This window comes from Pseudomonas sp. NPDC089422 (assembly GCF_044749405.1).
GTDB lineage: Bacteria > Pseudomonadota > Gammaproteobacteria > Pseudomonadales > Pseudomonadaceae > Aquipseudomonas.
Genome location: NZ_JBIVHW010000007.1, coordinates 246,526 through 266,205 on the forward strand (window position 1 = coordinate 246,526; position 19,680 = coordinate 266,205).

The window sequence follows — 19,680 nt, forward strand, 5'->3', positions numbered from 1 at the left end:
CTCTCAGTGTTTGCCCAGGGCGGTATCGACGGCGGTGTGCAGTTGTGCAGCAGACAGCTGCAGCCAGCGGGCGCAGATGTGCTGGTCCGGACGCACCAGATAGGCGCCGTTGCGGGTGATGCCATACTTGGCGGCCATGTGGCCGTTGGCATCGTCGATCAGCTGGTCTGCGCCGCTGATGGCGGCTTGGGCGCCTTGCGCAATTGCGATGATCTGCAGGGGCACGCCGCTGCTGCGAATGGCCTTCACTTGCTCGACCAGGTCGTTCGGGATGCAATCGCTGTCGGTGAAGCACAGCAGGTAGAAGCTGGCGCCCAGGCGGTCGAACAGGTAGTCATCCTCGGCCAGCCGGATATTCAGCAGCGGCGCGCCGTTGCGCGGCCCTGCCGTGAAACGCGCGTTGTCGTCAGCCGCACAGTTGAGCACCGAGTCGGCATAGTCGTGGGGCCGCGAGGTGCGCCAGTGGTACAACGGGCGGACGAACGCCTGGCTCAGCGACAGCGACAACACCGCATCGCGTACCAGCCGGTAGCCCACTGTGGGAGGTGCCATGAAACGGGTGCTCTTGCCGGCCTCGCTGATGATTTCCCGCGCGGCACTCACGCGCTCGCTGGAATAGGACGGCAGCAGCTTGGGGCCGGCCAGGCCCTTGAGGGTCAGGGCCAGTTTCCACACCAGATCATGGCAGTCCTGGAAACCGGTATTGGCGCCGCGAACGCCGAAAATCGGCAACAGGTGGGCCGCGTCGCCCGCGAATATCACGCGCTGGTGAATGTAGTCCGGCAGGGTCAGGGCGCGGGCCGAATAGACCGAGCTCCAGTCCATTTCCCATTGCGGGTCTTCCACACCCAGCATCTGCAGCTGGGCATTGATGCGTTCGCGCAAGGATTCGGGCTGCAACGCCTGTTCCGCGGTTTCGTCTGGCGGCAGTTGGTAGTCGATGCGCCAGATATCACCCGGTTCGCGATGCATCAATACGGTGTTGCCCGGGTTCCAGGCTGGGTCGAAGTAGGCCAGGCGCTCGGTGGGCAGGCCGAGGTCGATCTTGATGTCGGCGATCACGAAGCGGCCTTCGTAGGCGGTGCCTTCAAGTTTCAAATCGAGCAGCGTGCGCAGTGTCGAGCGGGCGCCGTCTGCAGCGACTACCCAATCCGCGTCCAGCGCGTAGCTGCCGGCGGGGGTGTCGATGCTCAGCCGGGCGAAGTCGTCATGCTGCGTCAAACCGGTCACACGGTTGCCCCAGCGCAGCTCGATCAACGGGTTGGCCTCGGCGGCCTCGACCAGAAACTGCTCCAGGCAGGGCTGCTGCAGGTTGGTCATGGGCGCGAAGCGGTCGTCTGGGTCGTGCGGGTTTTCCATACGGAACACCAGCCGGTTGCGATAGAACGAATTGCCACAGCTCCACGGCAAGCCCAGCGCGCAAACCCGGTCGGCGACACCCACCTGTTGCAGGATTTCCATCGAGCGGCGGGTGAACACGATCGCCCGGCTGCCTTCGCTCACTTGCCGCTCTGCAGCCAGCACCACACAGGCGATGCCATGTCGGGCCAGGTCCAGGGCAGTGGTCAGGCCGATCGGGCCGGCACCTGCCACCACCACAGGTTTGCGCTCAGGGCGGGCAGCGCCGACGCTGGCGGTGTGGGCCGGGAAGACCTGGTAGTTGAAATAGAGGGAGCGGCGCGGCGCGCTGTGGGGGTGATGCATGGCGGTGCACATCCTAATTCTTGTAGGTATTCAGGTGTGCAAATGACTGTACTTGAGGTGGCGCGGCGCGATGTCCCCTGTAGGGGACAACGCTGGACGAGATGGCAAGTAAGGCGAGAACAGCTCGCGTAGCGCTTCTAGCTGCAGCTTTTCAAGCCAAATTGCATGACTGACAACTGCGCGGAAACTTGATTCACAGGTTGGACCCAAACCTTGTCACCCACGGTTTTCATACCGTAATCAATGGCAATACCGCTGTCGTTCTTCCCGGAAATGTACAGAACGGCCGAGCCCTTCTTCCCGAATAGCCCGTCCGGTTCGATGGCAATCGAATCAATTTTGGCCACGGCTCTACATTGGCTGTTCATCCGCCCAAGGTCGGTAACGATTTGTGAGCCCAGTTGGCGGATCAGGCTCTCCCCGGTTTTTTCGAATGCCAGATGTTCATTCCATGCAACGCCTACATACCCGCATCCAGCAAGCAGAATGACCAAAGCAACCAGCTTCTTGAAGAACGACACCCGTGACCCCGAAAGATGAAATTGGCGAATGATGCCGCAGCACTGTGATGACGGACTGGGGCACAAAATCGGGGCGCATTCTACACCAGTGAAACGCTGGCCAGAATGTGCGTGTCATCAACACGGTCCACCCCTGCACCGTTCATGTATCAGTCGATCCAGCGCCATAGCGATTCATCCAGCAGCCTGACCCCACGTAACTGGGTCTGGCCCTGTACCTTCTCCAACTCCAGCACATTGCACCCCTCACGCCGATCTCCGGTGCCCGGCGGGGGCGGCCGACGATGTTGAAGAAGCTGGCTGCGCAGCTTGGCGCCTGTTACTTCTTGGACATGATCCGCAGGATGCGCAGGAACAGGTTGATGATGTCCAGGTACAGCGCAGCGGCACTGTCGATCGCATTGTCGACGGTGCGCTCGATCTGGTTGGCACGCCCCCAGTCCACGCCGATGTAACCGCAGAAGATCGCGGCGACGATGTAGTCCATGGCCGCCAGGTGGGTGCCGAACAACAAAGCCTGGCCCAGCTCGACGACGATCGACACCACCAGAGCGATGAACAGTGACGACTCGATCCGTTTGAAGAATGCCGGGAACACGGTCCCCAGTATCATCATCCCCGCAGTGAGCAGGATGGTGGTCTGCACCGCCTGGATGATGTGCTCGTGCGAGTACTTCGGCAGCACCACCACCAGCAGCAGGCCGATCGGTACCACGATCAGGTTGTAGCCGAGGAAGCTGTACATTGGCTCTTGCGAGCCGGAGAGGAGGGCGACGCCGGACATCGCCAGGATGAAGTAGCCAATGAAGAACACTATCGGGGAAATGACCAGCATGACTTCGGCCGGTACCGTGGTGACCAGGTACCAGTTCACCGCAAAACCCCACAGCAGCACGGCACCGAGTATGAGGTTGTAGGTGTTGGCCGAGATCTGGTGGTTGGTCCCGACCCGGCTGAAGGTATCGTTTTCAATCATGTGCTGGGCTTTCCTTTGCTGAATGTCCGTACCACGACAAAGTCGACACAGGTAGTGCACGATGTCTTTGTCGATGATCAATCATGATGGCACATGGCCGCATCACTATTGAAGAGACCAGCCTGGTCATTGCGGCCTGATCAGAACACCGACCATCCAATCCGTGAACTGAGCAATTCCAGCGCTGCCATGCCTGCGAGGGAATTGCCCGCCGCATTCAGTTCCGGCGACCACACGCACACGGTAAATTGCCCCGGCACGATCGCTACGATCCCGCCACCCACGCCGCTCTTGCCGGGCAAGCCGACGCGGTAGGCAAAGTTGCCGGCCTCGTCATAAAGCCCGCTGGTGGCCATGATCGAGTTCACCTGCTGGGTCTGGCGTCGGCTCAGGATCTGCTCGCCGCTGTGCTTGCAGAACCCGTCGTTGGCCAGGAAGCAGAAGGCGCGCGCCAGGTCCAGGCAACTCATTTGCAGCGCGCAGTAGCTGAAGTAGCTGCGCAGTACTGTCTCGACTTCGTTGTGGAAGTTGCCAAAGGACTGCATCAGGTAAGCCATGGCCGCGTTGCGCGCGCGGAACTGGTATTCCGAATCGGCGACGCGGGCATCGATCGCGATGTGCGGGTTGCCCGACAGCCGGCGGACGAAATCGCGCATCGACAAGGTGGGCGCGGCAAAGCGCGACTGGTTGATGTCGCAGATCACCAACGCACCGGCATTGATAAAGGGATTGCGCGGGCGCCCGCGTTCGAACTCCAGCTGCACCAGCGAGTTGAACGGCTGGCCCGAGGGCTCGTGGCCCAGCCGCTGCCAGATGGCTTCACCGGAGTGGCCAATCGCCTGGACCAGGCTGAACACCTTGGAAATGCTCTGCACCGAAAACGGCACCAGAGCGTCGCCTGCGCAGTAGTAGCTGCCATCGTTGCCATACACGGCGATGCCCAGCTGCTGCGCAGGCACGTCGGCCAGTGCAGGTATGTAATCAGCGACTTTGCCCTTGCCGATCAAGGGGCGCACTTGGTCGAGAATCTCGTTCAACAGCGTTTGCATGGAAGGCCTTGTCATCAGTCCCCGGACGACAGCGAGGGGGTCGCGTTTGTGACGAAAGCCGGGCAGGGCAGATCACAGGTTTGCACCGAAATGATGCAGGTGGGCATGCCGAATCGGCAAAAACCACAGCGATTCATCCTCTTTCTGCTGCTCCCAAGCGCTGCATGGCTTATCCTTGCGCCACGCAATCAACGTAGAAGCAGTGATTAACGATGGGTTTTGAACAACTAGCTGAGTTACGTGACCGCCTGCGGTCTGAAAAAGAGCAGCAGGCAAAGGCCGAAACCCCGCGCCCTGCCAAGCGCAAGCCCGCCCCGCAGGCCAAGGCGCGTGAGCAGGACCCGGCGGTCGAAGCGATCTGGCCATTGCAGAAGCATTTCCCGTTGGCCTTCCCGGTCAACCCGGCCCCCAAGGTCCCGCTCAAAGAGGGCATCTTCAAGGATGCCGAGCAACACCTGGAGCTGCTGGGCATCACCAGTGAACAGCTCAAGCTGGGTATCTCGACCTGGTGCCGGGGCAACCGCTACTGGGCCAGCATGGTGGAGAACGCCCCGCGCCTGGACCTGAATGGCCAGCCTGCGGGCGTTGTCACCGCCGGTCAGGCGCTGTATGCCAAGCAGCAAGCTTCGCGGCAGCGCGGCAAAGGCCGTAAGGACCGTGCGAAGGCAAAAGCGGCCGCCCCGGCCCCTGCTGCCGAGAGCGCAGTGGAGCAGACTGCAGACTGAGTCCAGTCACGCTTGGCCCTGCCGCATTCAGATGGCGCGTGCAGGGCCTGGCGTATCTAGAGGAGCCCGTCATGAGCTTGGTCGATCGCCTCAGGTATTTGCGCGTCGTTCTAGTCCTGGCTGGCCTCGCGTGCCTTGCTCTCTATCCCCTCATGCTGTTCTGGCCGTCCGGCTGGGCCTGGCACATCGGCCACTCCGACTACCCGATGATGATCGTTGGCCTCTACGCCACGCTCGGCGTGTTCCTGATCCTGGCCGCACGAGATCCATTGGCCAATCTGAGCCTGATCTGGTTCACCGCGTGGTCCAGCGCCGTACATGGCGCAATCATGGCTGTCCAGGCCGTCACCCAGCCGGGGCAAATGGGGCACTTGGCAGGTGACGTGCCAGCGCTGTTCATCGTGGCAATCGCCTTGGCCATCTTGACGCCCAGTACTCACCGAGGGCGCTGAGAGCCATAGCAGAAGTTCAGCCCGTCGCGCAGCCCGCCTTGGCCTGCTGCTCCAGGTGCACCTGCAATGTCGGGTCGATCTGCAGCGCGCTGGCCAGTTCATCCAGGTAGGCCCGCTCTGCATCCTGCTGGTCATCCACCAGCATCACGCTGGCCAGGTACATTTCCGCCGCCATGGCCGGGTCCTTGGCCGACCGCGCCACTTCGGCAGCGTCGAGTGGCTTGCTGACTTCTTCATCCAGCCACTGCTGCAGTTGCGGGTCGTCGGTCTGGCGTTTGATTTGCGCGTAGATCAGCTGTTCTTCCTGCTCGTCGATACGCCCGTCCGCCTTGGCGGCGGCAATCAGTGCGCGCAAGATCGCATGGCTGTGATCCTCGGCCTCGGGGCCGGACAATTGGTCGACTGTACGCACCGCCTGTTGCGGGGCTGCCGCCTGGCTGCGCTGCCAGCTCTGATAGGCCTGGAATGCCATCATGCCCAACGACGCCAGGGCCGCGTAATTGATGCCGCCGGCGGCGCGGCCCTGGGGAGAGCCGCCAGCGTTGCTGCTGCCACCGCCACCCAACAGGCCGCCCAGCAGTCCACCAAGGCCACCGCCGCCACCCGTTGCGCTACCGCCGCCCAGCAGACCGCCCAGCAAGCCACCCAGTCCGCCCAGGCCGTCTTGCGCTGACATGCCGCCGCTGCCTTGTTGCGCCTGCGAACGCTGCCCGGCACGAAGCAGCTGTTCGAGTAAGTCACTGGTGTTCATGGCGCTAACCTCGATCAGTAGTCGTTGCCCAGACAAGCAACGATAGCCCCCCGAAGGTGAAGCGTCATGACCGTCTGGCTGAACCGCTAGTCGGATATTTTTAAGGGTTCTGTCGCGACAACTAGCCTGCAGCTTAGCGTCAGGGATAACGCTGAACATTCTGCCCAGGAAGGGCCAATACGCCTCGTCGTCCCGACGCTTTATCTGCTGAGGAGACGATAATGAGAAAAACCCTGAAACGCTTGGCGTACCTGGGAGCAAGCTTCACCAGCGCGCTCGCCATGGCCGATGCGGCCAGCCCACCGGTGCTGTCACCTGCGATTCCCTTCGACGTCACCGCCAATCCCCCCTTCAACCTGGACACCCTGCAACACGATTTCGACGTGCTGTCGTGGCAGACATTCGTCGCGCTGAACTGGCCCGCCAACGCCGACGGCAGCGCCAATACCTCGGCGAGGATCGGCGCGCCGGGGCAAACGGTTTGGGAGTCGTGGAAGGAGAGCTACGAGATTTTCCTGCCCAAAGGCCAGAAACCAGTCGCTTGGAATCAGAAGGCGCCGCTACCCGCCGCCTGCCAAGGCAAGGGTGACCTGCCCGTGCTGCAGCAGATGGGCAAGGTCGCCGGTGTGCTCGATGAATTCATCCAGCCTTTCAAGACCGGCCCACTGGTGGACCAGAGCGGCACCTACACGCGCAACGCGATCATGGTCAACCAGCCCATGTTCGATGACATCGTCAATCATGGCCTGTACAGCAAGGAAGGCCAGCAAGCGTTCCTGAGCAAGGCCGACAACCGCATCGCCTTCGCCTGCGGTTCGCAAAAGGCCCAGCAGGTCGGCGCGATCATGGTCAAGTCGTCCTGGAAAGTGCTCGATGGCAGCGACAAGCCCGAGGACTTCCACGCCGTCGACGCGCTGGTCTACACCCCCGGCAACGCCGACCCGAACAAGGGCGCGCTAATCCCCGAGTCGTGCAGTGCACAGAAGGTCGGGCTGATCGGCCTGCACATCGTTCACAAGACCCAAGGTGCGCCGCAGTGGGTGTGGTCGAGCTTCGAGCACGTGCGCAACGTGCCGGAAAAGACCACGCCGATCAACGAGCGCAAAGGCCCCTACCTGTTCTACGACGCCCAGGCCAGCGACCGCCCGGTGAACGAGCCACCCGCGCAACCGTGGGACCCGTCGAAGAAGGCCACGCCTTCGCAGATCGTGCGGGAAATTCCGCTCACCGCCGCAACCCACCAGCTCAACGCACAGTGGCAAGGCGCGCTCAAGGGAACGGTGTGGGCAAACTACCAGTTGATCAGCACCCAGTGGCCGACCGACCCCGCCGACAACTGCGAGGTACCGTCGCCAACCAACCCGCTGGGCACGCCTGCGCCGAACTTCCTGGCCAACGCCACGCTGGAAACCTACAACCAGGGCACGACGCCCCAGGCTTCGTCCAGTTGCATGGAGTGTCACAACAACGCGACCACCCGCGTGACCCAGTCACCGCGCACCAGCTTCGCCGATTTCACCTTCCTGCTTGAACGTGCCCAATCCACCGGCGCCAAGGAGTGATGCCATGAGCGACCCTAACCTGCAGAACTTCATCAACCTGTCCGCGGTGCTCACTGGCCTGTCAGCCAACCTGCTGGCGCCTGCCGTCGACCCGATCAACCTGCCGCCGCTGTTCTTCGCCACCGCCCAGCAAGGCATGGGCACCGCCGCGTTCAGCAACCTGCTGGAGCTGTACGCCAGTATCAGCAGCCAACCCCCTGCGCAGATCGCCAGCGCCGTGCTCGGTAACGCTGACCCGCAGATCGCCCAGGGCGCTCGCTCGATCATGAAGCTGTGGCTGCTTGGCAGCTGGTATCAGCCGTATGACCAAGGCAACGCCCACACGGGTGACACCCGCGTGGTCTCTGACCAGGCCTATAAGGAAAGCTGGGCGTGGAAGATCGCCCAATCCCACCCCATGGGCTATAGCCAGTACCACTTCGGCTACTGGGCCGAGCAGCCACCGACCCTCAAGCAATTCACCGGTGTTGACGCCAAGGAAGGGCAGCAGCCATGAGCAACCTACCAACCCAGAACATCGAAACCGCCGATGTGATCGTTGTCGGCGCCGGCATGGCCGGCAGCGTCATGGCCTACCAGTTGGGCCTGGCCGGCTTGAAAGTGCTGGTGCTCGAGTCGGGCCCGGCAATTCCGCCGAATCGCAGTGAGTACCTGGAGCGTTTCTACACCGCCGTGCTCAAGTCGCCCGAGTCGCCATACCCACCAGAGCAGACCGAGCAGACCCCGGCCACGCAGTTCGCCCCGCGAGCAACTATCCAGGACTTGATCACCGCCGGCAGCAACGACCCGCACAAGGTGCAGAAAAGCTACCTGGTACAAAAGGGACCGCAACTGTTCGCCAGCACCTACGAGCGGGTAGGCGGCGGTACCATGTGGCACTGGATGGGCACGGCCCTGCGCCTGTTGCCCAACGACTTTCGCATGCGCACTGCGTACAACGTCGGGGTCGACTGGCCTATCAGCTACGACGACCTGCAGACCGCCTACTGTCGCGCCGAGGAGGAGATGGGTGTGTCTGCCGATGTCGCCTCGCAGACCTACCTGGGCGTGACCTTCCCGCAGGGCTATGAATACAGCATGCACGGCATCCCGCCGTCGATGGTCGACCAGGGCCTGGCCAAGAACGTCACGGGCACGGTGTACCAGAGCGCGGAGAAGGCGCCCGACGGCAGGCCGTACCCAGGTGTCACCCTCAATGTCCGGCAGACCCCGGCCGGGCGCAACTCGCAGAACGACAACGGCCGCCGGGTGTGCGCTGGCAATACCAGCTGCACGCCAATCTGCCCGATCCAGGCCAAGTACGACGCCACCGTGACCATGGCCAAGGCACTGGATACCGGCAACGTGCGCATCCTTTACCAGGCCGTGGCCAGCCAGGTCCAGGTTGATGCCAATGGGGTTACGGGTATCGATTTCATCCAGTACCAGAACGATGGCACGCGCCAGAACGGCACGGCCCAGGGCAAGCGCTACGTGATCGCCGCCCACGCGATCGAAACGCCCAAGCTGCTGCTCAACTCCATCGGCCCGAACAGCCCTAAGGGGGTTGCCAACAGCAGCGGCCAGGTCGGCCAGGCGCTGGCCGACCACCCGGTGTACCTGGCTTGGGGCCTGATGCCCGAAGGCAAGCCGCTGTTCCCGTTCCGCGGGCCGTTGTCCACCTCGGGGATCGAGGACATGCGCGATGGCCCGTTCCGCCGCCAGCGTGCTGCCTGGCGTATCGAGATCGGCAACGAGGGTTGGAACTGGTCGGTGAACGACCCCTACACCTCGGTCTGCGATTTCATCGACGGTACCAACAACGGTGGCGCTAACCCCAACAAGTTGGCGTTGTCCGGCCAAGCGCTGGTGCAGCAGCTCAACAGCGTGCTGACCCGCCAGTTCCGTCTGGGCTTCTTGATCGAGCAGGTGGAGAAAGACCCCGACAATGCGCTGTGCCGGGTGGAGAGGAGCACGGAACTCACCGATGGCTTGGGCCTGCCTCGGCCTCAAATCACCTACGAACTGTCGGACTACACCAAGGAAGGCTTCAAGCAGGCGCGCCTGGCCGCCACGCATATCATCACCGAGCTGATGGGCGCCACCGAGCTGACCGACCTGAACCCTAAGCTCGAGCCCGGCTCGCAAACGGTGTTCGAGTACGACGGCCAGACCTACCCGTTCTTCGGCGCAGGTCACCTGATGGGCACCTATCGCATGGGCTCGGACCCCAGCAAGTCGGTGGTGGACAAAGACCAGCGCAGCTGGGACCACCCCAACTTGTTCCTGGTTGGCGACGGCGTGTTCCCCACCACCGGCACCGCAAACCCGACCTTGACCATCACCGCGCTGACCTTCCAGGCAGCCGACGTGGTGGCCAGCGACTTGCTCAAGCGCACGGTGCAGGTGCAAGCCAACCAGGCATGGCAAGGCACGGGCATGCAGGTCAATGGGCAGAGCTGGCAGTTGGCGGTATGTACGGGCGGGCAGTGGACGGCCAACCCGGCCACCGGCATGGTGGGTGCACGGGGCAATTCAGGGTTGATTGCCAAGCCGGGCTACACCCTGCCGGGGCAGAACGAAGGGGCGTTGATTGGGCGCATCGGCAGCAACGGTGTGCCGTTCCTGGTCGGTAATCAGGTGCAGTTGCCGCGTGGCCAGCAGGGTGAGTTGCAGCTGTGCATCAATGATGACCTGACTGGGCGTTATGGCGTTGGCCTGAGGGATAATCTGGGAAGCCTGACGGTGGAGGTGCGTTTCGGCGCGGTGTAAGCGCTGTCATACCAACCCCACAATGCTGCGGCAATGCCGCAGCATTGTGGGGTTGCTCTCTCAGCCTTGGTGAATCAGGGTTTCGCAGCAATGGACTTGGCCATTTCCGACGTGCCAGCCCAACCGCTTTGCGCATAGACCGGTTTGCCCGTCTCGGTGGCATGCAGCACCGCGAATGTGATGCCTCGGCGAGCGAACTCGGCGTCAGCCGCCTGCATCAAGGCCGAAGCCAGGCCTCGGCGGCGGTAGGCCGGCTGGACGTACACATTCAACACGTACCCACGCTTGTCCAGGGTCGGGTGCGAGGGATGGGGAGGCCAATCAATGCTCATCAGGCCAATGGCGGCGACCGCTTGCTCGCCATCGAGGAGTTTGAATCCGTAATACCGGCCGTCACCGAGCCGCTCCTCCAGCCATGGGCGAAAGTGCTCAGTCATGACGCGTAGTTCTTCAGGATTCCCACCCGCCTCAAGAAACATCTGCTCGCGATGCGAGCAGATCATTTCTGCGTCAGAGAGACCAACAGGTCGGCACTCCAGACCGGCAAATGCTGCACATCCTTGTAATTCGATCATCGTTTTCCTCGCGTCAGTAGCATCGACTGATGAAGAGGCAGCCTATGGCACCCTCAGGCGTATTTGCAATGCTCCCGGTTCCTCCACCGTTTCAGGTAATCAGTCATAATCGGCTACCGAACCAGGACTGAAACGCCATGAATCCTTACCTACAAGAAGTCATCGACCTGCACGTACTGATCGAGGCGCTCTTCGCTAGAGGGGAAGGCCAGGTCGAGGCCATGATCGAGCGCTTCACGCCGGACTTCTCCATGATCACGCCGACTGGCGTTCAGGTGTGCCTGCAGGATGTCGCCACCCTGTTCGCAACGCGCGCAGGTAGCCAGCCAGGGTTGACCATCGAACTCACCGGGCTGGAAACCTTGGCGCAATGGCCGCAGGGTGCCGTGGTCCGCTATCGAGAGACACATCGGCAGCCCAGCCAGGACGCCAAGACACGCATTTCGACTGCAGTGCTCAGTCCTCAGGGCGATCGCGTTCTATGGCGTCATCTGCATGAAACCTGGGCTGCGTGAGCGGGTGCCAGGCTGAGCCTCAGCCAAGTCGATGGCAGAGGTACGCCTGGGTCTGATAGGGAAACGCGATGGTGACCTGGCCCCGCAGCGCCGGGTGCGTCTGGATCAGTTCGCGCAATTGCCGGGTGACCTCGGCCTTGTCCGCAGGCGGCAGGCTGGCGATGAAACTGACGGACAGAATACGGTCCATGATCACCGTCTCGGCGCTGCCGCAGTGAGTGTGCGCGAAGCAGGTCAGTTCAGGCGCCGAGAAGCCTGAGCCGTCGAACGCAGTGCGCCATTGGCCGGTATGAAAGCGCGGTGTATCACCCTCGTAAGGGGTGATGATCCGGGTAATCGCCGCCACCCAATCGACCGATTCATCCCGTACGTTCCACACAAGCCCCAGGCGCCCGCCAGGCGTGAGCACCCGATGGATCTCTGCCAGTGCCTGGGCGTCTGCGAACCAGTGGAAGGCCTGGGCGCACAGCACCACGTCGGCGCTGGCAGCGGGCAACGGTATGGCCTGGGCTGTGCCGGCAAGCACCTCGATGCCGGGCACACACTTGGCGAACTCCTGGCGCATCGCATCGACGGGCTCGACGGCCGTCAGCCGGTCCGTCAGCGGCAGCAGCAAGCGCGTGAACTTGCCGGTGCCAGCGCCAAGATCGACCACACGGGTCTGCCCGTCGATTATCAGCCTCTGCTGCAGCCAGGTGGACAGGGCCTCGGGGTAGGTTGGCCGGCCCTGGGTGTAGGTGTGGGCCTGGCGGGAGTATCCGGTCTGGGCGGCGTCATGAACAGGTGGCATGTTGGCTGGCTCCTGATGATTCGGATAATGTTCGGCTGTCTGAAATGGAATGTCACGTGAAGGCACGAGGGTTATGGATAGCTTGATTGATATGTGCGCGCGTTTGCCCAATCGTCGATTCACCGTCGCCAGCAACAGCCAGGGGTTATCGGGTAGCGGCACGGTGTTCCGTTATGTTGGATGAGGTTGGCGCGAGCCACTAGATAGAGACCGGCGTTGGCGCGCAGCGCTTTTTGCCCCCGTGGTTTTTTTGTTATAACGCCCACCCCTTGAACGGGTTGAACCAGCTCAAGCGTGGTGCTGGCGGGGAGTGGGTTGGGTGATGCGTTCACCATTCGATCGTTTGCCCATCCCACGCCCAGAACCCGCCGCTGTCCGTGGGCCCCAACCGTCCCACCTGATCGATGACGCATTGCGCTGCGAAGGCAGGGTCAAACAGTTTCTGCGCTGGCACATTCCCCTGAAACGGCCGCGACAGCTGCGTGTCAGTGGTCCCGGGATGCAGCGCCAGCACGGTGGCTGCCGGATTCAGGCGCCTCAGTTCGATACTGGCGGTGTGCAGCAACTGATTGAGCGCCGCTTTGCTGGCCCGATAGCTGTACCAGCCCCCCAGGCGGTTGTCGCCGATCGATCCCACCCTGGCTGAGAGCGCCGCAAAGGTGGCGGGCCCCTTGCGCAGCAAGGGCAACAGATGCTTGAGCAGCAGTATTGGCGCGAAGGCATTGGTCGCGAAGCTTGCCTGCAGGCCGGCCAGGTCCAGCTGTGACAAAGATTTTTCTGCCTTGGCGCCATCCTGATGGAGGATGCCCAAGGTGCTGATGACCAGGTGGAGGCGAGCGCAGGTCTGTGCGAGCTCTGCCGCCAGTGCTGCGAGCGCTTGCTCATCACGCGCGTCGCAATCCACCAGCACCAGCCGCTCACCGTGATGCCTGACGAGTAGCGCGAGGTCGTCATTGCCTCTGGCATTGCGTGAAACGCCCCAGACTTTGGCCACATCATCGCGGGCCAGCAATGCCGCACACAGTGCCAGGCCGATGCCTCGGCTTGCGCCGCCTATCAGGACTTCGGCTTTGCCATTCAGGCCGGGTATCAGGCTCATGCAGTACCTCATGCGGCTGTAGGGGGCGCTCAGTGCAAGTCTGGCATTGAACTCGTCCTGTGACGCGCTACGCTTTGGGCAGGAAACTCTTTTTTGCCAGACCTCCGCCCGTCAATGGAGTGAGCAGATGATTCGCAAAGCCCTTCTTGTGATTGTCAGCGTTGTCCTTCTGGCGGCCTGTGGCGACGACTCCTCCCACTACGCGGTGTCTGATGAACACTGCCAGCCCGATCGTTTGAAAACACTCCCCAACAATGCCAACCGGGATACGCTGGTCGAGAAGTGCATGCCTCGACAATCCCCATGAGACCGCGGCGATGGGCAGCAGGATGTTCAAACGCTTTTCAGCATGGGTAACGGGGCGCACTTGGCTACGGGTAAACCTTCGAGAAATGCCCTGACTTCCCGTTTTCCCCGCAAATGCAGCACCGCCACCTGCGGCCCGACCTTCTGGCGAACGTCCACACAAACGTGAAAAACTCAGTGTCGAGCCTTTCTTCACAGCCATCGGCACGATCAGGACGAGGTTGGTTGCGAAGCAGGCGCAGCAGTTATCCCTGTGTATACAGACCTACAAATGCTTATGCCTCTCCGGACAGTCGGTCTTCAGGTGTTACCTCTGTGATCGAATCATCGTTCACTGTTGCTGGCGTTGCCGGTTGTGGTGTGCGCACCTTGTTCGCTATTCCAAAGGGCACATGGACCATCGGCAGGTCCCCCGCGGCCGAGAACAAGTGACTGCGCTGGTCATCGAAAAACATATGCGGCTTGAGAATCTGCAGCACCCGGTTTTTCTCCATCCCGCCCAGGAAGAACGATTCATCCGGCGAAACCCCCCAGTTCTTAAGCGTCGTCACCACCCGCTCATGGGCGGGTGCATTGCGCGCCGTGACGATCGCGATACGCAGGATGCGCTTGTATGCGGGGTCCTGCGCCAACTTGCGGTCTTCCAGCTTGCGAATCAGCGACAGCTTGCGGTACAGATCCGCCAGCGGCCCCGGCTGGTGCGGAATGGCTTTGCGGTCCCGTTCATGGGCCTGGAACTCATCCAGGTTCAGGCGCTGTTTATACACGCTCTCCGCCTCGTCGTCGGCAATCACGCCATCGAAGTCGAAAGCCACCCGCAGCTCGGTGTCGATCTCGTCATCGTAGATCTTCGACGGCAGCACCAGGCCCGCCGGGTAGTCGGCGTCGATCGCACGCTGCACGTCGCCTTCATGGGCACTGAGGAACAGCGAGGCATTGAACGCCGGGATGTATTCGTACGGCGAACGGCCGGACATGAACGCCGCGCGGGTGATGTCCAGGTTGTAATGGCTGATCGAGCGGAACACCCGTAGCCCGGTTTCCGGCGAGTTGCGCGAGAGCAGCACCACTTCCACCGGCAGTTGCTCGGGGAAGGCCTTGTTGATACTGAGGAAGCGGCGGATGAACGGGAAGGCCACGCCCCGGGGGAACGGCACGTCGAGGTTCTTTTCCTGGTGCAGGCGATACGCTTCGACGCCTTCGGCCTGGTAGATGTTGTCGGAGACGGTCAGGTCGAACAGAGCGCTGGAGGCGACGCCGACGACGAGTTTCTGTTCGATGGGGTAGGGCATGGCTATATTCCTGAACCGGTATCGGTCAATGTACGGTAAATAGCCAGGCGGGCCAAACCCCAGGAGACCGCTAGGCGTCATGCTGGATGGCAACCGGTGCCGCTGTTGGCGATGAAGGCATTGATCGAGGGCGCGTGAAGGGTGTATCTGCAACGGGATCGTAAGATGGCCAATACCAACAAGTTCAAACGCTTTCGTCTCCCCATTCTGCAGGGCCTGCTGCCGCTGAACCCGAAGCAGATCCCCGCTGAGGTGGTCGCAGGCCTCACCCTGGCCGCACTCGCGATCCCAGAGGTGATGGGTTACACGAAGATTTCCGGCACACCCGTGGTCACCGGCCTCTACACCATGCTGGTGCCCATGGTGCTGTTCGCTTTCTTTGGCTCATCGCGGCATCTGGTGGTGGGCGCCGACTCGGCGACCGCTGCCATTCTTTCGGCAGCATTGGTCGGGGTCGCTGCAACCGGGTCGGACCACTACCTGGCGCTTGCCCAGCTGCTCGCCCTGATGGCTGCCGGCTTGCTGCTGTTGGCCCGGCTGGTGCGCCTGGGCTTCATGGCGGACTTTCTGTCACGCACCGTGCTCGTCGGCTTTCTTACCGGCGTCGGGCTCCAGGTCGCCCTCGGCCAGCTGGACGGCATGCTTGGCCTGCCAGCAGCGGGCCATGGCGTGCCTGGCAAACTCTGGTCGACGCTGCAGCGGCTGGGCCAGCTCAATTGGCATGCCATGGCCGTGGCAGCGCTGGTGCTGACCGTGATCCTGGCCAGCCGCAAGCGCTCGCGCAAGATACCCGGGGCGCTGATTGCCGTGGTGGGCGCCATCGCGCTCAGCTGGATGCTCGACTTTGCCGCGTATATGCCGGTGCTTGGCCCAGTGCCCGGCGGGCTTCCGCACTTCGGCTTGCCCAAGGTGCAGTGGAGCCTGGATCTGCTCAATCAGTTGCTGCCTACGGCGTTTGCCATGTTTGTGGTGATCCTGGCCCAGAGCGCGGCGACCTCGCGCGCCTACGCCTGCCGCTACAACGAGACGTTCAGTGAAAACACCGACCTGGTCGGCTTGTCCATCGCCAATGTCGGTGCCGCGCTGTCGGGCACCTTCGTGGTCAATGGCAGTCCGACCAAGACGCAGATGGTCGACAGCTCGGGCGGGCGAAGCCAGCTGTCGTTGCTGGTGAGCGCACTGGTCGTGCTGATGGTGCTGCTGTTCCTCACCGCGCCGCTTGCCTATCTGCCGGAGTCGGTGCTGGCTACGGTGGTGTTCATGATCGGTATCGAACTGACCGACTTCAAGCATCTGAAGAACATCTACAGGGAGCGCCGCAATGAGTTCTGGGTCGCCCTGATAACCCTCGTTACCGTGGTGCTGGTGGGGGTGAAGGAGGGCATCATTCTGGCCATGCTGCTGTCCATCATTGACCACCTGCGCAGGGGCTATCACCCGAAGAACGTGCTGCTGGCCACTGCCGAGTCCGGGAAGCTGCACCCGGCCGTGTTATCCAGTGGTGCCCAGGCGCGGCCGGGGTTGCTCATCTATCGCTTCACCCACAGCATCTACTACGCCAATACCCGCCAGTTGAGTGAAGAAGTCACGCAACTGGTGAAGCAGGCAACGCCCGGTTTGCGCTGGTTCTGTATCGACTGCTCGGCGATCGATGATGTCGACTACTCGGCCGCGGAAACCCTCCGCAGCCTGGCGGCCACGTTGAAGGCCCAGGATGTGCGCCTGGTGCTGGTCAATGTCATGTCGGATGTGGCACACCACTCCCGCTACTACATCAAGCAACTGCTGGGTGAGCAGGCGATCTTCCCGCAGCTGGATGATCTGCTTGCGGCCTACGAGCGGGCTACATCACCTTGATCGTACCCTCCAGGTTGCACTCGCGGTCATCCCCACCCATGTTCTCTGGGAGGAACGCCGTCAGGTCATAAGGCAGCAGCACCGTATCCAGGGCAAGAGAGAACGGCACGTCGATCAGGCCAACCCAGCCCCCAGGGCCGTTCTGCGTGGCAAAGTTCCAGCCAAAGCGCGTGCCCGGATACACACAGCGCTCGCCATCGAGGTGAGTGAGCGTGCTCCAGCAGCCACTCAGCATCAGCGGCAGCGTGAGCGTCAGGTACTTGGCAATCCTTTTCACAAGCGCTGTCATACGTTCCTTGTCGTTCATCAGCGCGGCCCTTCAACCAGCCGCAGTTCGCCATCCCGGTACTGCACCTCGCGCCCCAGCCACTCGCTGCTGACCTGCGGCAGCACCGCCGAGGGCTTGCGCAGTTCGCGCAACAAGGTCGAACCATGGGACAACCGCCCACCCATGCGCGCGATCACGGCTCGCGCGGCCTGATAGTGGGCGTGGCGGCCGGGGTCGAGGCTGTCTTCGAGGAGGATGTCCTGGCCGAGGATGCCTTGCACCTGGCCGGGGTAGATCATGAAACCGGTGGCTTGTTCGCAGCCCTGGCTGCCGTCCTGCCAGAAGCTGCCGTCGCGGCTGCGCACATCCGGATGCGGGGCGAACCAATGGGCGCGCTCGGCCTCAGGCATGGCGTGGTGCACGCGGAAGAAAATCCGCATCAGGTTGTCCCGGTACCATTCGCGCACTTGCAGGTAGTAACCCCGCAAGCCGGGCAGGCCAAGGCGATGTGCCAGGGTGACGGCGCCTGGCCAGGCAGGCAGTGGCTGCTGGGGCAATTCGGTTGGCGCCGGGCGCGGTGTGCCGGGGTCGGTTTCCCACGGCAGGCGGTGGGGGCTGTGCTGCAGGTTGTCGTAGGCGGTCGGCGGTCGGCCCAGCCAGGCGCCACCGCTGCTGGCCAGGGCCGTGGCGATGCACAGGTTGCCTTGCACCACGAAGACGTAGAAGCGGCTGAACCAGTCGGCCAGTTGCTGGCCGCTGGCGCCGGCGGCCTGCAGCTGCGCCAGTTCCGCGTCGAAGCGTTGCAGGCCCGCGGCCAGGGTTTGCAGGTGGCTGCGCGCGGCGTGCTGCATGCGCCACAGGCGGGGCAGCGAGCGCAGCAGGCGCAGCGGGCGCCAGGGCAGGGCGGGTGTGGCACCGCCGACTTCACCCGCGTAGTTGGCAGCGGAGATGCCCCAGTCGGCCAGGCGCGCGAGGAACAGGTCGTTGTTGATGTAGGACGCGCCGCCGAATACGGCGGTAAACGGTTCGTTGTCCTGCAGCACGCGGCTGTCCCAGCGCGCCATGATCGCCGGAATGCTGGCGGCGGCGCGGCGCTGGGCGTATTCGACGAAGCGGCTGGGTTGCGGCGGCAGGATCTCGGCGATGTTGGCCGAGGTCAGGTGGCGGCGCCAGCCGTGCTCGCTGATCGGGCGGTACTGCAGCAGCCACAGTTGCTGGCCGTCCCAGGCCCATTCGATATCGCCGGGAACGTAGTGGAACACCTTCAGCACGGCTTGCAGGAAGCCCCAGATCGCTTTGGCTGTCAGGCCACGCAGGTCGGCGAACTGGCCGCTTTGCCAAGCGGGGCCCAGGCGCGACAGCGTGGCACGCTGGGGTGTGGCCTGGCCGTCGGCCAGGGCTTCCAGGTGGCCTTCGAGCCACTCCAGCTCCACCGAGAGATGGCGCACGAAGGCGATGCCGGACACCGTCGGCTGGATGAAACGCTGCACCACCATTTCCTCGACGCCGGCTGCACGCAGTTCACTGACGCGGCCGGCGACGGCCCCACTGGGTACGCGCAGGTAGGTGGTGCTCAGGCCGGCATTGGCGGCATCGGCCTGGTCTTCGGCGTAGCTGGAGGAGCGCACGGCCCATAGGGCATCCGGGGCCGAGGCAAGCAATCTTGCAAGGCGCGGGTCATTACTGTCGTTGAGGCTCAGGGCTTCGGGCACGGCTTGGCCGGCCAGTGCTGCCAGTTGCAGGCGGCCGCCTTTGGTGTGGGCGACGAAGCCTTGGCTGCCCGACTCCAGCCAGGCGGCGAATGCCGCAGGCGCGTCGATCCAGGGGTAATGGCCCCAATCGGGTTGCAGGCTGATGCGCAGGTCGGCGCGGGCGAGGATCGCTGACCAGGCAGCGGCCTGGGCGATCCCCAGCAGGCGGTCGTGGTCGCCCCACACCAGCTCGATCGGGTCGGTGACCCACTCCAACAGTGGCAGCGCGGTGTCGGCGCGCAGTTGCGCCCAGGAGGGCACGAAGGCGCGGCAGCGGGCGTAACCGGCACCCATGCGCTGGTATTGCGCGGGCGTCCAGCGCTGGCTGGAGAACTTGTGGGCGAACCAGTGCGGCTTGTGGCTGAGCAGCCCGTGGATGGCCTTGCGCAGCGGCAGCGGCGACATTAGTGCCGGCAGGCGCCGTTGCCAGAGGAAGGCCCCGACCGGGGCCAGCAGCACGCTGCGGCTGAAGTGACCGGGGCTGCGCTGCAAGGCATGCAGGACGATCAGCGCGCTGACACCCACGGCCATGATCGCGTGGCCGCGCTCGGTCAGCGTGAGCAGGGCTTGCGCGTATTCCTCCAGGCTGGCGCAGGGCGGCGTGGGGTTGTCGCCGAAGCCGGGCAGCTCCAGCGCCTGCACCCGGTAATGCCGGAAGTGCGGCAGGGCATCGTCCCACCAGTCGGCGGCGCTGCCGTTGCCGGCCAGCAGGTACAGCAGAGGCTTGCTCATCGAT

Annotated in this window: 19 protein-coding genes; 8 read left to right on the forward strand and 11 right to left on the reverse strand. The window is 63.1% G+C overall.

Annotation, left to right across the window (positions count from 1 at the left end; all coding sequences use genetic code 11):
* Positions 1 to 3: 3 nt before the first annotated feature.
* The 4 genes from ACIPZ8_RS15540 to glsB all read right to left on the reverse strand — a co-directional run bounded on the left by ACIPZ8_RS15540 (position 4) and on the right by glsB (position 4,250).
* The gene (locus ACIPZ8_RS15540; RefSeq protein ID WP_400724681.1) at positions 4 to 1,704 is read right to left on the reverse strand and encodes an FAD-dependent monooxygenase; all 1,701 of its coding nucleotides are present in this window, start codon (positions 1,702 to 1,704) and stop codon (positions 4 to 6) included.
* 137 nt (positions 1,705 to 1,841) lie between these two features.
* A complete protein-coding gene (locus tag ACIPZ8_RS15545) occupies positions 1,842 to 2,225 on the reverse strand; it encodes a hypothetical protein (RefSeq protein WP_400724684.1) in 384 nt (127 codons plus the stop codon).
* Positions 2,226 to 2,544: 319 nt separating this feature from the next.
* Entirely contained in the window at positions 2,545 to 3,201 is a 657-nt protein-coding gene (locus ACIPZ8_RS15550; protein WP_400724687.1) for a Bax inhibitor-1 family protein, read from the reverse strand.
* 140 nt (positions 3,202 to 3,341) lie between these two features.
* A complete protein-coding gene (gene glsB / locus ACIPZ8_RS15555; RefSeq protein WP_400724689.1) occupies positions 3,342 to 4,250 on the reverse strand; it encodes a glutaminase B in 909 nt (302 codons plus the stop codon).
* Positions 4,251 to 4,462: 212 nt separating this feature from the next.
* Between glsB and ACIPZ8_RS15560 the strand changes: the two genes are divergently transcribed.
* Together ACIPZ8_RS15560 and ACIPZ8_RS15565 are read left to right on the forward strand one after the other, a co-directional pair.
* Positions 4,463 to 4,975, forward strand: coding sequence for a ProQ/FinO family protein (locus tag ACIPZ8_RS15560; RefSeq protein ID WP_400724690.1), 513 nt, complete (start codon positions 4,463 to 4,465; stop codon positions 4,973 to 4,975).
* A gap of 71 nt (positions 4,976 to 5,046) precedes the next feature.
* Positions 5,047 to 5,427: a DUF6632 domain-containing protein gene (locus tag ACIPZ8_RS15565; protein WP_400724692.1), complete on the forward strand. Its 381-nt coding sequence runs from the start codon at positions 5,047 to 5,049 to the stop codon at positions 5,425 to 5,427.
* A 16-nt stretch (positions 5,428 to 5,443) separates the two neighbouring features.
* Here the strand turns inward: ACIPZ8_RS15565 and ACIPZ8_RS15570 are convergent, their stop codons facing one another.
* On the reverse strand, positions 5,444 to 6,178 hold the full coding sequence (locus ACIPZ8_RS15570) for a tellurite resistance TerB family protein (protein ID WP_400724694.1): 735 nt from the start codon (positions 6,176 to 6,178) through the stop codon (positions 5,444 to 5,446).
* A 221-nt stretch (positions 6,179 to 6,399) separates the two neighbouring features.
* Between ACIPZ8_RS15570 and ACIPZ8_RS15575 the strand changes: the two genes are divergently transcribed.
* Genes ACIPZ8_RS15575 through ACIPZ8_RS15585 form a run of 3 tightly spaced genes read left to right on the forward strand, consistent with a single transcriptional unit; the run spans position 6,400 to position 10,491 of the window.
* On the forward strand, positions 6,400 to 7,740 hold the full coding sequence (locus ACIPZ8_RS15575; protein ID WP_400724696.1) for a cytochrome C: 1,341 nt from the start codon (positions 6,400 to 6,402) through the stop codon (positions 7,738 to 7,740).
* Between the two features lie 4 nt (positions 7,741 to 7,744).
* Positions 7,745 to 8,236 (forward strand): sorbitol dehydrogenase, encoded by a 492-nt coding sequence (locus ACIPZ8_RS15580; protein WP_400724699.1) that lies wholly within the window; start codon positions 7,745 to 7,747, stop codon positions 8,234 to 8,236.
* Positions 8,233 to 10,491, forward strand: coding sequence for a GMC family oxidoreductase (locus ACIPZ8_RS15585; protein ID WP_400724702.1), 2,259 nt, complete (start codon positions 8,233 to 8,235; stop codon positions 10,489 to 10,491). Before ACIPZ8_RS15580 ends, ACIPZ8_RS15585 begins: the two co-directional genes overlap by 4 nt.
* A gap of 74 nt (positions 10,492 to 10,565) precedes the next feature.
* Here ACIPZ8_RS15585 and ACIPZ8_RS15590 read toward each other — a convergent pair whose 3' ends face one another.
* Positions 10,566 to 11,066 (reverse strand): GNAT family N-acetyltransferase, encoded by a 501-nt coding sequence (locus ACIPZ8_RS15590; protein WP_400724705.1) that lies wholly within the window; start codon positions 11,064 to 11,066, stop codon positions 10,566 to 10,568.
* Positions 11,067 to 11,203: 137 nt separating this feature from the next.
* Between ACIPZ8_RS15590 and ACIPZ8_RS15595 the strand changes: the two genes are divergently transcribed.
* Positions 11,204 to 11,581, forward strand: a complete 378-nt coding sequence (locus ACIPZ8_RS15595; protein WP_400724708.1) for a DUF4440 domain-containing protein — start codon at positions 11,204 to 11,206, stop codon at positions 11,579 to 11,581.
* Positions 11,582 to 11,600: 19 nt separating this feature from the next.
* On the opposite strand, the gene ACIPZ8_RS15600 is transcribed toward ACIPZ8_RS15595, so the two are convergent.
* Together ACIPZ8_RS15600 and ACIPZ8_RS15605 are read right to left on the reverse strand one after the other, a co-directional pair.
* Positions 11,601 to 12,371: a class I SAM-dependent methyltransferase gene (locus ACIPZ8_RS15600; protein WP_400724711.1), complete on the reverse strand. Its 771-nt coding sequence runs from the start codon at positions 12,369 to 12,371 to the stop codon at positions 11,601 to 11,603.
* A 328-nt stretch (positions 12,372 to 12,699) separates the two neighbouring features.
* Complete coding sequence (locus tag ACIPZ8_RS15605) at positions 12,700 to 13,470, reverse strand: SDR family NAD(P)-dependent oxidoreductase (RefSeq protein WP_400724714.1); 771 nt, start codon at positions 13,468 to 13,470, stop codon at positions 12,700 to 12,702.
* Between the two features lie 127 nt (positions 13,471 to 13,597).
* On the opposite strand from ACIPZ8_RS15605, the gene trbK reads away from it, so the two are divergent.
* The gene (gene trbK / locus ACIPZ8_RS15610) at positions 13,598 to 13,777 is read left to right on the forward strand and encodes an entry exclusion lipoprotein TrbK (protein ID WP_400724717.1); all 180 of its coding nucleotides are present in this window, start codon (positions 13,598 to 13,600) and stop codon (positions 13,775 to 13,777) included.
* A gap of 274 nt (positions 13,778 to 14,051) precedes the next feature.
* Here trbK and ACIPZ8_RS15615 read toward each other — a convergent pair whose 3' ends face one another.
* On the reverse strand, positions 14,052 to 15,068 hold the full coding sequence (locus ACIPZ8_RS15615; RefSeq protein ID WP_400724720.1) for a 5'-nucleotidase: 1,017 nt from the start codon (positions 15,066 to 15,068) through the stop codon (positions 14,052 to 14,054).
* Between the two features lie 165 nt (positions 15,069 to 15,233).
* On the opposite strand from ACIPZ8_RS15615, the gene ACIPZ8_RS15620 reads away from it, so the two are divergent.
* Entirely contained in the window at positions 15,234 to 16,925 is a 1,692-nt protein-coding gene (locus ACIPZ8_RS15620; protein WP_400724723.1) for a SulP family inorganic anion transporter, read from the forward strand.
* Here ACIPZ8_RS15620 and ACIPZ8_RS15625 read toward each other — a convergent pair.
* A complete protein-coding gene (locus ACIPZ8_RS15625; protein WP_400724726.1) occupies positions 16,912 to 17,232 on the reverse strand; it encodes a YceK/YidQ family lipoprotein in 321 nt (106 codons plus the stop codon). The two genes, ACIPZ8_RS15620 and ACIPZ8_RS15625, sit on opposite strands and share 14 nt — an antisense overlap.
* Positions 17,232 to 19,676: an alpha/beta hydrolase gene (locus ACIPZ8_RS15630; RefSeq protein WP_400724728.1), complete on the reverse strand. Its 2,445-nt coding sequence runs from the start codon at positions 19,674 to 19,676 to the stop codon at positions 17,232 to 17,234. The genes ACIPZ8_RS15625 and ACIPZ8_RS15630 overlap by 1 nt, the downstream gene beginning before the upstream one ends.
* Positions 19,677 to 19,680 lie beyond the last annotated feature (4 nt).